Here is a 14,709-nt window from a genome sequence, read left to right as displayed (position 1 = left end):
ATACTTCCAGGGCAAGAGGATAAAAATAATGCAGCCTGATTTCTGGAGCGACAAACGCCCGGCCGGCGTACCCAACGATATCGACCTGGGTGCCTACAAATCGGTAATCGAGGTGTTCGAGCGCTCGTGCAAGAAATTCGCCGACCGTCCGGCATTCAGCAATATGGGCGTGACCCTGACCTACGCCGAGCTGGATCGCCTGTCCGGCGCCTTCGCCAGCTACCTGCAAAAGCATACCGACCTGCAGCCCGGCGAGCGCATCGCCGTGCAGATGCCCAACGTCCTGCAATACCCGATTGCCGTGTTCGGCGCCATGCGCGCCGGGCTGATTGTGGTCAACACCAATCCGCTGTACACCGCCCGCGAGATGCGCCACCAGTTCAAGGACGCCGGCGTGCGCGGCCTGGTCTACCTGAACATGTTCGGCAAGCTGGTGCAGGATGTGGTGGCGGATACCGAGATCGACTACCTGATCGAAGCCAGGCTGGGCGACCTGCAGCCGAGCCTCAAGGGCTGGCTGGTCAATACGGTGGCGAAGAAGATCAAGAAGCTGGTGCCGGACTACCACCTGCCCCAGGCGATGTCGTTCAAGGCGGTGCTCAAGCAGGGCCATGGCCATGGGGTCAAGCCGGTTAAGGTCGGCCACGACGATATCGCCGTGCTGCAGTACACCGGCGGCACCACGGGCGTGGCCAAGGGCGCCATGCTGACCCACGGCAACCTGGTGGCCAATATGCTGCAGGTCGATGCCTGCCTGTCGCAGCACGGCAGTGACGGCAGCCCGCTGATGAAGCAGGGCCAGGAAATCATGATCGCGCCGCTGCCGCTCTACCATATCTATGCCTTTACCGCGAATTGCATGTGCATGATGGTCAACGGCAATCACAACGTGCTGATCACCAATCCGCGCGACGTTGCCGGCTTCATCAAGGAGCTGGGCAAGTGGCAGTTCTCCGCGCTGCTGGGCCTCAACACCCTGTTCGTCGCCCTGATGGACCATCCCGAGTTCAACAACCTGGATTTCTCCAAGCTCAAGGTCACCAACTCCGGTGGCACCGCCCTGGTCAAGGCCACTGCCGAACGCTGGCAGGCCATCACCGGCTGCCCCGTGGTCGAGGGCTACGGCCTCACCGAGACGGCACCGGTGGCCAGCACCAACCCTTACGGTGAAAAATCCCGCCTGGGCACGGTGGGCATTCCGGTGCCGGGTACGGCGTTCAAGGTCATCGACGACGACGGCAACGAGCAGCCTTTGGGCGAGCGCGGCGAGCTGTGCATCAAGGGCCCGCAGGTAATGAAGGGCTACTGGCAGCGCGAAGAGGCCACCAGCGAGGTGCTCGATGCCGAGGGCTGGTTCAAGACCGGCGATATTGCGGTGATCGACCCGGACGGCTTCGTGCGCATCGTCGATCGCAAGAAGGACATGATCATCGTCTCCGGCTTCAACGTGTACCCCAACGAGATCGAGGATGTGGTCATGGCCCACCCGCAAGTTGCCAGCTGTGCGGCGATCGGCGTACCCGACGAGAAATCCGGCGAGGCGGTCAAGCTGTTCGTCGTCGCCCGTAACGGCGGCCTTAGTGCCGAGGAGCTCAAGGCCTACTGCAAGGAAAACTTCACCGGCTACAAGGTGCCCAAGCACATCGTCTTCCGCGACTCCTTGCCGATGACCCCGGTGGGCAAGATCCTCCGTCGCGAGTTGCGCGATATTGCCTAGGTCGGAGCGGCGCCGAGTGAGCTTGGCGCCGTAGTCCGGATGCAATCCGGGGCCGATCTCCGGTTGCTTCGCCGAATCCCGGATTTGATCCGGGTGCGTCCTCGTCCAGGCTTGCGGCCCAAGCGCCGCAAGCCTTGTCCTACAAGCGCTGCGAGTGCTCGAGCAGTACGATCTTGAGATGACCAAAACATAAGCATTAGTCACTTTAGATACTGAGTAGGCAGTGTTTGGTGCTAGGCGCTCCCAGGCAAAGCTGCTACTCTCGGCCCGCTTTTTGGCCGTCTGTCAGGCCGAAAAGTGGGCAAACACACAATAAACAACCGCCTCTGCGCGGTGAAGATCAGCTGTTGCTTAGGAGTGGGCTTCCATGACCGAAAACTTTTGGAAGGACAAGTATCCCGTTGGGATTGCTGCCGAAATCGATCCCGACCAGTACCCGAATATTCAGGCGGTACTGAAACAGTCCTGCCAACGTTTCGCCGACAAGCCTGCCTTCAGCAATCTTGGCAAGACCATCACCTACGGCGAGCTGTATGAGTTGTCTGGTGCCTTCGCCGCTTATTTGCAGCAGCACACCGACCTGCAGCCCGGCGATCGCATCGCCGTGCAACTGCCCAACGTCCTGCAATACCCGGTCGCCGTGTTCGGCGCCCTGCGTGCCGGCCTCGTTGTGGTCAACACCAACCCGCTGTACACCGCGCGGGAAATGGAACACCAGTTCAACGACTCCGGCGCCAAGGCCCTGGTCAGCCTGGCCAACATGGCTCACCTGGTCGAGCAGGTGCTGCCCAAGACCGGGATCAAGACGGTCATCATCAGCGAAGTCGGCGACATGCTGCCGCCGCTCAAGCGCCTGCTGGTCAACAGCGTGGTCAAGTACGTGAAGAAGATGGTGCCGGCCTACAACCTGCCGCACGCCGTCAAGTTCACCGAAGCCCTGAGCAAAGGCCGCGGCAAAGCGGTCAGGGAAGCCAATCCGGCCAGCGGCGAGATCGCCGTGCTGCAGTACACCGGCGGAACCACCGGGGTGGCCAAGGGCGCGATGCTGACCCACCGCAACCTGATCGCCAACATGCTGCAGTCCCGCGCCATGATGGCGTCGAACATGAATGAAGGCAGTGAGATCGTGGTCGCGCCGCTGCCGCTCTACCACATCTACGCCTTCACCTTCCATTGCATGGCCATGATGCTGATCGGTAACCACAACGTGCTGATCACCAACCCGCGCGACCTGCCGGGCATGGTCAAGGATTTGTCGCGCTACAAGTTCAGCGGTTTCGTCGGTCTCAACACCCTGTTCGTCGCCCTGTGCCACAACGAAGATTTCCAGAAGCTCGACTTCTCGGCTCTGAAAATTACCCTGTCCGGCGGCATGGCCCTGCAATTGGCCACCGCCGAGCGCTGGACCCAGGTCACCGGCAGCCCGATTTGCGAAGGCTTCGGCATGACCGAAACCAGCCCGGTGGCCTCGGTCAACCCGATCCAGAACATTCAGTTGGGCACCATCGGCATCCCGGTGCCCTCGACTCGGTGCAAGGTCATCGACGACGAGGGCAACGAGTTGCCGCTCGGCGCCATCGGCGAGTTGTGCGTCAAGGGCCCGCAGGTGATGAAGGGCTACTGGCAGCGCCAGGACGCCACCGACGAAATCCTCGACGCCGATGGCTGGTTGAAGACCGGCGACATCGCGGTGATCCAGGAAGATGGCTACATGCGCATCGTCGACCGCAAGAAGGACATGATTCTGGTGTCCGGCTTCAACGTCTACCCCAACGAGCTGGAAGACGTGCTGGCGACCCTGCCGGGCGTGCTGCAGTGCGCGGCCATCGGCATCCCGGACGAGAAATCCGGTGAAGCGATCAAGCTGTTCGTGGTCGCCAAGCCGGGCGTGAACCTGACCAAGGAACAGGTCATGCAACACATGCGCGCCAACGTCACCGGCTACAAGGTGCCGAAGGCCGTGGAGTTCCGCGACGCGCTGCCGACCACCAACGTCGGCAAGATCCTCCGGCGCGAACTGCGCGACGCAGAGCTGAAGAAAATCGGCGCCAGGTAGGCCCACATGCCTGAAGAAAACCCGCTGCGGCGGGTTTTTTCTTGTCTATTGGCCAGCATGTCGTAGGATTGGCAAAAAATGCACATGGGTCACTGGTCTTACCAAAATTGCCGGTTTTTCATGTGCGCATAATCCTCACTGCCAAGGTACTGCCTCATGCTCGCCAGATTCCGCTTGCGTTCCAAAGTCCTGCTGTTGGCCCTGGTTCCGGTGCTGTTGTTGACCCTGGTGCTCAGCGCCATTGCCGTATTCACCCTGCAGCGGCTGGCCGATCAGCAGGAGGTGCAGACCCGCGGCAAGCTGATCCAGGACCGCCGCAGTGAAATAAAGCAGTACGTGGAGCTGGCGATGAATGCCATCGCGCCGCTCTACCAGGCCTCGGCCGCGGGCGATATGGCGGCGCGCGAGCAGGCGGTGGCCGTGCTCAAACGCCTGGCCTACGGCGCGGACGGCTATTTCTGGGGCTACGACGGCGAGTCCGTGCGGGTTTTGCAGGGCGGCACCGACGATCGCATCGGCCAGAGCTTCGCCGATTACCGTGACCCCAACGGGGTCTATGCGATTCGCGAACTGGTGCGCGCCGGCAAGGACGGCAGCCACTACGTCGACTACAGCTTCGTGCTCGGCGGCGGCGATGTGCTGGTGCCCAAGGTCGGTTACGCGCAGTACCTGCCCAAGTGGGATCTGGCGTTCGGCACCTCGGTCAATCTCGACGGGGTCGAGCGCGATGTGCAGCTGGCGCGGGCCGAGTTTCAGGGGCGCATCGACAACTTACTGTTGATCATGATCGGCTCGGCGCTTGTCCTGCTGCTGCTTATGGGGGGGATCGCCGTCGTCATGAGCAACTCCATTCTCCGCCCGCTGCTGCATATCAAGGCCAATCTCGATGACATGGCCGCTGGCAACGGCAACCTGACCTATCGCCTGCCAGTGACCACTCAGGATGAGCTGGGAGAGCTGGCGCTATCGTTCAACCTGTTCGTCGAGAAAATCCACGGCCTGGTGCGCCAGGTGGCCGCTACCACCACCCAGCTCTCCGCTCTGGTTGGTGCGGTATCCAGCCAGGCGCAACGCTCGGAGCAGGCCATGGAGGGGCAGCGCCAGGAAACCGACCAGGTGGCCACGGCGATCAATGAGATGTCCGCCGCCGCCCAGGAAGTCGCCAACAGTGCGCAGCACGCCGCCGAAGCGGCGCGCGAGACTGACCAGGAAGGCCAGTCCGCCAAACGTGTGGTGGATCAGAGTATCGAGAGCATTCACGATCTGGTGGGCGAGGTGCGTAGCAGCAGCACCTCGCTGGAAAATCTGCGCCAGGATGTGCAAGGTATCGTCGGCGTACTCGAGGTGATCCGCTCGATTGCCGACCAAACCAATTTGCTGGCACTCAATGCGGCGATCGAGGCGGCACGCGCCGGCGAGGCCGGTCGCGGTTTTGCCGTGGTCGCCGACGAAGTTCGCGCCCTGGCCAGTCGCACCCAACAGAGCACCGGCGAGATCCAGAGCATGATCAACCGCCTGCAGAGCGCCACCAGCGAGTCGGTGAAGGCCATGCAGCGTGCCAGTGAGATGGGTGATGAAACCCGTCAGCAGGCCACCTGTGCCGGTGCCTCGCTGCAAGTGATCGCCACCCTGATCGGCACCATCAACTCGATGAACGCGCAGATCGCCAGCGCGGCCGAAGAGCAGACCGCCGTGGCCGAAGAGATCAACCGCAGCGTGCATCTGATCGCCGTGGGCGTGGACGAGGTTGCCAGCGAAGCCGCTCAAGGTGCGCACACCTCGCGCGAGCTCAACCAGCTCGGCGAGCGCCTGCAGCGCCTGGTCGAGCAGTTCCATATCTGAGGGGGTGTGCAAAAGCGCCGGCCGGCCGCGACCGTCGCCGGGCGCTGCAACTGCTCCTGACGCGATGAACCCTGGCTGTTGTAGACGCATCGGGTTGGGTGGCGCCTGTCGGATCCAGGCGGCCGTGGCGAGGCCAAGGCTGTGGTTCGGTATTTCGACTTGGGGCGTTTTTTGCGCGTCTTGGCGGCGATCCTGAGTCCGGCAGGCCGCCAGCCTCACGTCGACGATCGGGCTGGCCGCCATTTCGGCTGGGGCGGTGACGGGTGAAATCTGCGACAATCGCGCCCTTTGCCGCCATCGCCCAAGTTGCCTGATGACCGATCCGATTACCGCCACCGACCACCTGCTGAACAACCTCGACCAGGTCCTGCTGGCCGACCGTCATCGCCTGCGCCGCCAGTTGCTCGAGCTGCGCAAGCAGAGCCCGGTGGACCAGGCCAAGCTGGCGCAGTGGCTGGAGCGCTTTCAGGCATCAAAGGCCAAGGTCGAGGCGCGCCGTCTCAGCGTGCCGGTCATGCGCTACGACGATGCCTTGCCGATCGCCGCCAAGCGCGACGAGATCAAGGCCGCCATCGCCAAGCACCAGGTGGTGGTGATCGCCGGCGAGACCGGTTCGGGCAAGACCACCCAGTTGCCGAAGATCTGCCTGGAGCTGGGCCGCGGCGTGCATGGCCTGATCGGCCACACCCAGCCCCGGCGTCTGGCCGCGCGCAGTGTGGCTACCCGGGTAGCGGAAGAAATCGGCACGCCCCTGGGCGAACTGGTCGGCTACCAGGTGCGTTTCGAGGACAAGAGCAGCGAGCGCAGCCTGATCAAGCTGATGACCGACGGCATCCTGCTGGCCGAGACCCAGCACGACCGCTACCTGGAAAAGTACGACACCCTGATCGTCGACGAAGCCCACGAACGCAGCCTGAACATCGACTTCCTCCTCGGTTACCTGAAAACCCTGCTGGTGCGCCGCCCCGATCTCAAGTTGATCATCACCTCGGCGACCATCGACCTGCAGCGTTTTTCCGAGCACTTCGGCGGCGCGCCCATCGTCGAGGTGTCCGGGCGTACTTACTCGGTCGACACCTGGTACCGGCCGCTGACGTCCGAGCAGGACGAGGACGGCAACCGGGTCGAGGAAGACCTCTCGGTCGATCAGGCGATTCTCGCCAGCCTCGACGAGATCGCCGCCTTCGAGAAAGCCGACGGCAAGCGCCCCGGCGATGTGCTGGTGTTCCTCCCCGGCGAGCGCGAGATCCGCGACTGCGCCGAGGTGTTGCGCAAGGCCAACCTGAGGTTCACCGAAGTACTGCCACTGTATGCGCGCCTCAGCCCGGCCGAGCAGCAGAAGATTTTCGCGCCCATGGGCGCGCGCAAGATCGTCCTGGCCACCAACGTCGCCGAGACCTCGCTGACCGTGCCGGGCATCCGCTACGTGATCGACAGCGGCACCGCGCGGATCAGCCGCTACAGCTACCGCGCCAAGGTCCAGCGCCTGCCCATCGAGGCCGTGTCCCAGGCCAGTGCCAACCAGCGCAAGGGCCGCTGCGGGCGGGTCGAGGCGGGCATCTGCGTGCGCCTGTACAGCGAGGACGACTTCAACGGCCGGCCGGCCTTCACCGACCCGGAGATCCTGCGCACCAACCTGGCGGCGGTGATCCTGCAGATGCTCCATCTGCGCCTGGGCGAGATCGAGGACTTTCCCTTTATCGAGCCGCCTGACGGCAAGGCCATCAGCGACGGTTTCAACCTGTTGCAGGAGCTCTCTGCGGTCAGCCGCGAAGGCCAGCTGACCGCGCTGGGCCGCCAGCTGGCACGCCTGCCGGTCGACCCGCGGCTCGGCCGCATGGTCCTGGAAGGCGCCAGCCAGGGCAGCCTCGAGGAAGTGCTGATCATCGCCAGCAGCCTGTCGGTGCAGGACCCGCGCGAACGCCCCTCGGATCGCCAGCAGGCTGCCGACCAGGCCCACGCGCAGTGGAAGGACGTCGATTCCGACTTCGCCGCGCTGATCAACCTGTGGCGCGGCTTCGAAGAGCAACGCCAGGCTCTGGGTTCCGGCGCGCTGCGCAGCTGGTGCCGGAAGAACTTCCTCAATTACCTGCGCCTGCGCGAATGGCGCGATGCGCACCGCCAGCTGGTGCTGATCGCCCGTGAGCTGAAACTCTCCGAAGGCCACGGCAACGCCGATGGGTATCGCTCCGCTCAACGCCATCCAGCGAAAGGCGGTGCGGCGCAGCAGGCGATCGACCCGGCGAATAGCACCGACAAGGACGAAGCCGCGCAGCGTGCCAAGGGCTACGCCGCGGTGCACAAGGCGATCCTCTCCGGCCTGCTCAGCCAGATCGGCCAGAAGACCGAAGACGGCGACTACCTCGGCGCGCGTCAGCGGCGCTTCTGGGTGCATCCCTCGAGCGTGATCGGCCGTAAGAAGCCCACCTGGATCATGGCTTCCGAACTGGTCGAGACCACCAAGCTGTTCGCGCGCATGGTGGCAAAGATCGAGCCGGACTGGATCGAACCCCTGGCGCCGCACCTGATCAAGAAGAACCACCTCGAGCCGCACTGGGAGAAGAAGCGCGGTCAGGTGGTGGCCTACGAGCAGATCAGCCTCTACGGCCTGATCGTGGTCGGCCGCCGGCCGGTGCATTACGGCCCCATCGACCCTGTGGTGTCGCGCGAGCTGTTTATCCGCGAGGGCCTGGTCGGCGGTGAAATCCTCTCCCGGGCCAAATGCCTGAGCGCCAACCGCAAGCTGCTGGAACAGCTCGACGAGCTGGAAGCCAAGGCCCGCCGCCGCGACATTCTCGCCGACGAGGAAACCCTGTTCGCCTACTACCAGGCGCGCCTGCCGGCCGAGGTCCATCAGGCCGCGACCTTCGACAGCTGGTACAAGACCGAAAGCCAGAAAGACCCGCAGCTGCTGATCATGCGCGAGGAAGACGTGCTGGCCCGCGATGCCAAGGAAATCACCGCCGCGCAGTACCCGGATACCCTGCGCCTGGGCGAGCTGACCTTGCCGCTGAGCTACCACTTCGAGCCCAATCACCCGCGCGACGGCGTCACCCTGCGTGTGCCGGCGCCGCTGCTGCCGCAACTGCCGGCCGAGCGCCTGCAATGGCTGGTACCCGGCCTGCTGGAAGCCAAGTGCATCGCCCTGGTGCGCAACCTGCCCAAGGCCCTGCGCAAGAACTTCGTGCCGGTGCCGGATTTCATTGGTGCCGCACTGAGCAAGTTGAGCGTCGGCGAGGGCAGTCTGCCCGCCGCCCTGGGCCGTGAACTGCAACGCATGACCGGGGTGCGGGTGAGCGACGAGGCCTGGGCCGAGGCCGAAGCGCAGCTCGACAGCCACCTGAAGATGAACCTGGAAGTGGTCGACAGCCACGGCAAGCTGCTCGGCGAAGGCCGCGATCTGGCCGAGCTGTGCGCGCGTTTCAGTGAGGCCAGCCAGGCCGCGCTGGCCTTGCCGCAGACCGAGAAGAATCAACAGTCGGTCGAGGCCAAGGCCTTCGTCGCCGTGGCCGAGAAAACCCAGCAGCAGATCGCCGGCTTGTCGCTGACGGTCTATCCGGCGCTGGTGGAGGAGGCCGGCACAGTCAAGGAGGGCCGTTTCCCGACCCAGGCCGAAGCCGAGTTCCAGCACCGCCGCGCCCTGCAACGTCTATTGCTGCAGCAGTTGGCCGAACAAGCCAAGTTCCTCCGTGGCAAGTTGCCGGGGCTGACCGAACTGAGCCTGCTGCATCGCGAGCTGGGTCGGGTCGAGGCGCTGGTCGAGGACATCCTCCTGGCCAGTCTGGACAGCTGCATCCTCGACGGCGAAGCCACGCTGCCCCGCGACGGCGCCGCCCTCGCGGCCCTGGCCGAACGCAAACGCGGCGACTGGAGCAGTCACGCCGAGCGCCTGGCCAGACTGTGCCTGGAGATCCTCAAGCTCTGGCACGGCCTGCAGAAGCGCTTCAAGGGCAAGATCGACCTGGCCCAGGCCATCGCCCTGAACGACATCAAGCTGCAACTGGGCAACCTGGTCTACCCCGGTTTCGTCCGCGAAACCCCAGGCGAATGGCTCAAGGAACTGCCGCGTTACCTGAAAGCCATCGAACAGCGCCTAGACAAGATCGGCGCTCAGCTGCAACGCGATCGGGTCTGGAGCGGCGAGCTGGCCGGCTACTGGGAACAGTACCAGGCGCGCCTGGGTAAGCACCGCCAGGAAGGCAAACGCGATCCGCAGCTCACCCTGTATCGCTGGATGCTCGAGGAATACCGGGTGTCGCTGTTCGCTCAGCAGTTGGGGACGAAGATGGCGGTGTCGGACAAGCGCCTGAGCAAGCAGTGGAACAGCGTCGAGACGTAGGGTGCGCCGTGCGCACCGAGGTATTCTCCGTAATTGGACGCTGGTGCGCACGGCCTAGGCGGCCCCGCGCACCCTACGGCTCGTGGCGAATCTGAACGATACCCATCGGGCCATTCACGACAGCCTCCCGGGCGCCTCTTTGCGCTGGCCGATGCCGGGCGGGCGGCGCCTGATCGGTTGCGACTTGACGATCGCCGTGCTGGTCTGCGCCTTGTCGGCGATGCGGTCGAGGATATGGTCGAGCTGGTCGATCGAGCGCACATGCAGGCGCACCACGAAGCAGTCGTCGCCGGTGACCTTGTCGCACTCGCAAAACTCCGGGGTGTCCTCGATCAGCTTCTGCACCACATGCAGCATGCCCGGCAGCGGCTTGACCCGGACGATGGCCTGCAACTGGTAGCCCAGCGCCTTGGGGTCGATCTCGATGGTGAAGCCGCGAATCACCCCGCGCTCTTCGAGACGGCGCACTCGCTCCGCGACGCTGGGTGCTGAAAGGCCGACCCGGCGGGCCAGTTCCTTCAGGGAAACCCGCGAGTCCTGCAACAGCGCTTCGAGGATGTTCTGGTCGATCTCGTCGATCATTTTTCGTTTCTCATGAAATCCGCCTGCATGGCTTAGATAATTAGGTTTATCTAGCTATATGCCTTTTTCAAGCCATGTAAATAGGCGCCGCCACATAATATTTTAGTCTCTGACCACTGGCGGAGGCGCACCATGAACAGCAAGACACGCGGCACGCTCGAGATGACCGCGGCGATGATGATTTCCGGAACCATCGGTGGCTTCGTCGTGCTCTCCGGCCAACCGGTGCTGGACGTGGTGTTCTGGCGCTGTGTGATTGGCGCGCCGGTGCTCTTGGCCGTATGTGCCGCACTGGGCATGCTGCGCGGCACCCTCACACCGCGCCTGCTGGCATTCGCCGCGCTGGGCGGCGTGGCCATTGTGCTCAACTGGCTGCTGCTGTTCGCCGCCTATTCGCGCGCCTCGATCGCCATCGCCACGGCGGTCTACAATACCCAGCCATTCATTCTGGTGGGGTTCGGTGCGCTGTTCTTCGCCGAGCGCCTGACCCTGACCAAGCTCATGTGGCTCGGCCTGGCCTTTATCGGCATGCTGCTGATCGTCCAGGCCAAACCAAGTGCGGGTTACGTCGGCAGCGACCATCTCGGCGGCATCCTCCTGGCCCTGGGCGCGGCCTTCTTCTATGCGCTGGCGGCGATCATCGCCAAGAAGCTTGACGGCACGCCGCCGCACCTGATCGCCCTGATCCAGGTCTGCGTCGGCACCCTGATGCTGGCGCCCTTCGCCAACCTGGCACAACTGCCCAGCGATATGGCCACCTGGGGCACGCTGCTGACTCTCGGCGTGGTGCATACCGGGCTGGTGTACATCCTGCTGTACGGCGCGATCCAGAAACTGCCGACCCACCTGACCGGGGCGCTGTCGTTCATCTACCCGATCGTCGCGATCCTGGTCGACTACCTGGCCTTCGACCATCGCCTGCACCCGCTCCAACTGGTCGGCATCGCCGCGATCCTGCTCGCCGCCGCGGGCATGACGCTCGGTTGGACGCTGGGGAAGAAGACCGAGGCGCCGGCGCAGACCGAGCAGGGGGGCGAGTGAGTGGGGGAGGGGCTGATAGCCAGGGACCGATTCCGCGTTGTAGCGGCGCCAGCTGTTTGTAGGAGATCCACCGTCGTCCAGACGCCGCGCTGTCGCGCAGCAAACTGGGGCAATAGCGTCTCTCGGCTTGTGGGTACTTGTAGGATCGGCGGGGACGCCTAGTCGGGGACGCCCAGTCCCATGCCCGCGATGCGATAGTGGCCGCACCGCAGGAAGTCGCGGCCTGCCTCTGTCACGGTTTCGCCCTACCGACCCCGATCAATCATCGTCATCGCATTTGACCTCTTTCTTGTACTCGTCGTACTTGGCCTCGATCTTGACCTTGCAGCCGCCGTCCCGGAACTCGTCCTTCCACTCGCCGCCACGCCAGTTGGCGCCGTGGCCGTTCGGGCATTTGACCTCTTCCTTGTATTCATCGTCTTTGGACTCGATCTTGACCTTGCACGGGCCGTCCCAGTACTCATCTTGCCACTCGCCATCTTCCTGCCCACCGCGCCGGTGATCGGCTAATGCCGGCGTCATAATGACCAGGCCAAGCGCAGCTACTCCCCACATGCCAAGCATGGATTTCGCCCTCATCTCACTACCTCTGCACTAGAAGACACTGCCGAGCCGGCTGGGCATTGCGTTTGAGCGTCGTTCGGCACGACAGCCGGCCTGCCTGTCGATACGACAACGCGCGGGGCTTGCTATATCCGTGCGGCGAGCCGGAGTCGGCGAGTGTAGCGAGGGCGCCCTATGCCGGGGCGGCCACCGTGTCGTTCATCACAGGTTACCCCGCCGGGGGAGATGATTACCTGGGTCCAGGAGGTCGGGCGACGCAGGAAGGCAACGCCGAGGGCCGGGGTGAGGGGCAGGATCAAAGGGCATTCGCAAGCTAAGGGGTGACATCGTCTTCTGGCTGGCGTGTGGCGGCGGGGCGCCAAGCCCATAGAGGAACCCGGCCACTCGGTGGCGCATCGCACACGTCATTTCTTCTGTTCTGGGCAACGGCAGGGCCGCCCCTGCCCGGTATTACATGAGCCCGTAGCCGGCCAGTTCCTGCGCCGAGAGCACGCGCATCTTGTGCGGTGCGATGCGCTGCATCTCGTCCGCCAGGCGGGTGGGGACATTCATTTCGCGGAAATAGGCGGCCGGGCTGTAGCGCTGGCCCTGGTGGGCGGCCTGGGCCCGAGCCGAATCACCGGCGGGAAAGGGCGGGCGGTGCAGGCCGACATGGCCGTGCACGGTCTTTTTATGGCCAGCGGCCAGCAGGTAGATGCAGCTGCCCTGGCAGACGCCGTCGGTGGGTATCAGGACGTCGAAGCCTGTTTCGCGCAGCAGGCGACCGATACGCATGGCTTCTGGAGCGCTGCCACCGATGCTGTCCAGCAGGGCAATCTTGCGGGCGAATTTGCCCGGGTTGGCACGCAGGCCTTTGAGCAGGGCTTCGTAGTCGCCCGGGGCGATGTCCTCGGAGATCCTGGCGGCCAGCACCGGGCCAAGGTTGTGCTGCTGCGCGGCTTCGACCTCGACCTTGGCCTGGGTGGCAACCGCGTAAAATGCGGCGGCGCAGAGGATAGCGGCGTGCAGGTGGGGTTTGCGCATGGGGCAGCCAGATCCTGGATAACAGCGGTGCGCAGACGATACCTGTAGCCGGCCGCCTGCGCACCCCCGGATTCCCCGCTGTAGTTCAGTCGCGCTGGGGGATGGCCAGCCCGCGGATCACCGCCGGGCGCGAGAGGAAGGCGTCCAGCACGCGGGTGACCTGGGGAAAGCGCTCGATCTGCACCAGTTCGCCGGCTTCGTAGAAGCCGAGCAGGTTGCGTACCCAGGGCCAGATCGCGATGTCGGCGATGCTGTAGCTGTCGCCCATGATCCACTGGCGGCCGCTCAGGCGCTGCTCGAGCACGCCGAGCAGGCGTTTGGACTCCTCGACATAGCGGTCGCGCGGGCGCTTGTCCTGGTAGTCCTTGCCGGCGAATTTGTGGAAGAAGCCGACCTGGCCGAACATCGGGCCGATGCCGCCCATCTGGAACATCAGCCACTGGATGGTTTCGTAGCGGCCGGCGGCGTCTTCGGGGATCAGTTGGCCGGTCTTCTCCGCCAGGTACAGCAGGATAGCGCCGGACTCGAACAGAGCCAGCGGTTGGCCGTCCGGGCCGCTGGGGTCGAGGATGGCGGGGATCTTGTTGTTCGGGTTGAGCGAGAGGAACTCAGGCGACAGCTGCTCGTTGTCGGCGAAGCTGACCAGATGCGGCTCGTAGGCCAGGCCGGTTTCTTCCAGCATGATCGACACCTTGACCCCGTTGGGCGTCGGCAGCGAATACAGCTGCAGGCGCTCGGGGTGCTGGGCGGACCATTTGTGGGTGATGGGGTAGGCGGAGAGGTCGGTCATAGCGCTTCCAATCATCATTCGGTGGGAAAAGACCGGGCCCGGTGCTGGGCGGCGCCGGTCGGGCAATATGCGGCGGCCTGCGGGCGCCGGCAGCCGGTGTGCCGCTCGGGGTGCTGAGGGCGGGTCGCTGCAGCGGACGCTGGTGCTGGGCCTTGCCGGAGGGATAAGACCACTATCGGCCGCTGCGCGAAAATCGATAGTCGTACTAGTGGGCATCAATCCGGTTGATGGACGGCGTGCCATGGTTCCCTGGGTTGGCGCGAGCCGGTATGGTTCAGCTCCATCGACCACCGTTAACGGAGAACCCCGATGAGCCTGCATGGCGATTACGACCCGCAGAACATCTTCGCCCAGATCATTCGCGGCGAGGCCCCCTGCTACAAGCTGTACGAAGACGACGACGTGCTCGCCTTCCTCGACCTGTTTCCGCAGTCCTATGGCCATACCCTGGTGATCCCCAAGCGCGCGGCGGCGCGCAATATCCTCGATATCGATGCGGACAGCCTGTGCAAACTGATGCGGGTGACCCAGCAACTGACCCGGGTGCTGGTGGACGAACTGCAGCCGGAGGGCGTGCAGGTGGCGCAGTTCAACGGTGCCCCGGCCGGGCAGACGGTGTTCCACATCCATATGCACATAGTCCCGCGCTTCGCCGGCCAGGGCCTGGGTGTCCACGCCAGCAGCAAGGCCGACCCGGGCGAACTGGAACAGCTGCAGGCGCGGCTGGTCAAGCGCCTTCGCGGCTGAGGGCCGCG

10 protein-coding genes and 1 pseudogene are annotated in these 14,709 nt (G+C 64.3%); 7 read left to right on the top strand and 4 right to left on the bottom strand.

Going from position 1 to position 14,709, the window contains the following annotated elements; translation table 11 throughout:
• The first annotated feature begins 28 nt into the window (after positions 1 to 28).
• The 5 genes and pseudogenes from fadD2 to hrpA all read left to right on the top strand — a co-directional run bounded on the left by fadD2 (position 29) and on the right by hrpA (position 9,954).
• Positions 29 to 1,717, top strand: coding sequence for a long-chain-fatty-acid--CoA ligase FadD2 (gene fadD2 / locus R3355_RS00855; protein WP_318959663.1), 1,689 nt, complete (start codon positions 29 to 31; stop codon positions 1,715 to 1,717).
• A 367-nt stretch (positions 1,718 to 2,084) separates the two neighbouring features.
• Entirely contained in the window at positions 2,085 to 3,773 is a 1,689-nt protein-coding gene (gene fadD1 / locus R3355_RS00850; RefSeq protein WP_318959662.1) for a long-chain-fatty-acid--CoA ligase FadD1, read from the top strand.
• Between the two features lie 156 nt (positions 3,774 to 3,929).
• Positions 3,930 to 4,757, top strand: a pseudogene (locus R3355_RS24250) (cache domain-containing protein); the annotation flags it as partial.
• A gap of 102 nt (positions 4,758 to 4,859) precedes the next feature.
• On the top strand, positions 4,860 to 5,615 hold the full coding sequence (locus tag R3355_RS24245) for a methyl-accepting chemotaxis protein (RefSeq protein WP_413243474.1): 756 nt from the start codon (positions 4,860 to 4,862) through the stop codon (positions 5,613 to 5,615).
• Positions 5,616 to 5,928: 313 nt separating this feature from the next.
• Positions 5,929 to 9,954, top strand: a complete 4,026-nt coding sequence (gene hrpA / locus R3355_RS00840; RefSeq protein ID WP_318959660.1) for an ATP-dependent RNA helicase HrpA — start codon at positions 5,929 to 5,931, stop codon at positions 9,952 to 9,954.
• A 114-nt stretch (positions 9,955 to 10,068) separates the two neighbouring features.
• Here hrpA and R3355_RS00835 read toward each other — a convergent pair whose 3' ends face one another.
• Positions 10,069 to 10,536: an Lrp/AsnC family transcriptional regulator gene (locus tag R3355_RS00835; RefSeq protein ID WP_318959659.1), complete on the bottom strand. Its 468-nt coding sequence runs from the start codon at positions 10,534 to 10,536 to the stop codon at positions 10,069 to 10,071.
• Positions 10,537 to 10,668: 132 nt separating this feature from the next.
• On the opposite strand from R3355_RS00835, the gene R3355_RS00830 reads away from it, so the two are divergent.
• Positions 10,669 to 11,577, top strand: coding sequence for a DMT family transporter (locus R3355_RS00830; protein WP_318959658.1), 909 nt, complete (start codon positions 10,669 to 10,671; stop codon positions 11,575 to 11,577).
• A 258-nt stretch (positions 11,578 to 11,835) separates the two neighbouring features.
• Here the strand turns inward: R3355_RS00830 and R3355_RS00825 are convergent, their stop codons facing one another.
• From R3355_RS00825 to R3355_RS00815, 3 genes are all read right to left on the bottom strand, one after another.
• Positions 11,836 to 12,099: a hypothetical protein gene (locus R3355_RS00825; RefSeq protein WP_318959657.1), complete on the bottom strand. Its 264-nt coding sequence runs from the start codon at positions 12,097 to 12,099 to the stop codon at positions 11,836 to 11,838.
• Between the two features lie 492 nt (positions 12,100 to 12,591).
• Positions 12,592 to 13,164 (bottom strand): hypothetical protein, encoded by a 573-nt coding sequence (locus R3355_RS00820; protein ID WP_318959656.1) that lies wholly within the window; start codon positions 13,162 to 13,164, stop codon positions 12,592 to 12,594.
• An 85-nt stretch (positions 13,165 to 13,249) separates the two neighbouring features.
• Entirely contained in the window at positions 13,250 to 13,954 is a 705-nt protein-coding gene (locus tag R3355_RS00815; RefSeq protein WP_318959655.1) for a glutathione S-transferase N-terminal domain-containing protein, read from the bottom strand.
• Positions 13,955 to 14,263: 309 nt separating this feature from the next.
• Between R3355_RS00815 and R3355_RS00810 the strand changes: the two genes are divergently transcribed.
• Positions 14,264 to 14,701, top strand: a complete 438-nt coding sequence (locus tag R3355_RS00810; protein WP_318959654.1) for an HIT family protein — start codon at positions 14,264 to 14,266, stop codon at positions 14,699 to 14,701.
• The last annotated feature ends 8 nt before the right edge of the window (positions 14,702 to 14,709 follow it).

It is taken from the genome of Pseudomonas sp. (assembly GCF_033723075.1).
GTDB lineage: Bacteria > Pseudomonadota > Gammaproteobacteria > Pseudomonadales > Pseudomonadaceae > Aquipseudomonas.
The sequence above is the reverse complement of the archived record's forward strand: the minus strand, read 5'-3'. Positions and strand labels throughout refer to the sequence as shown.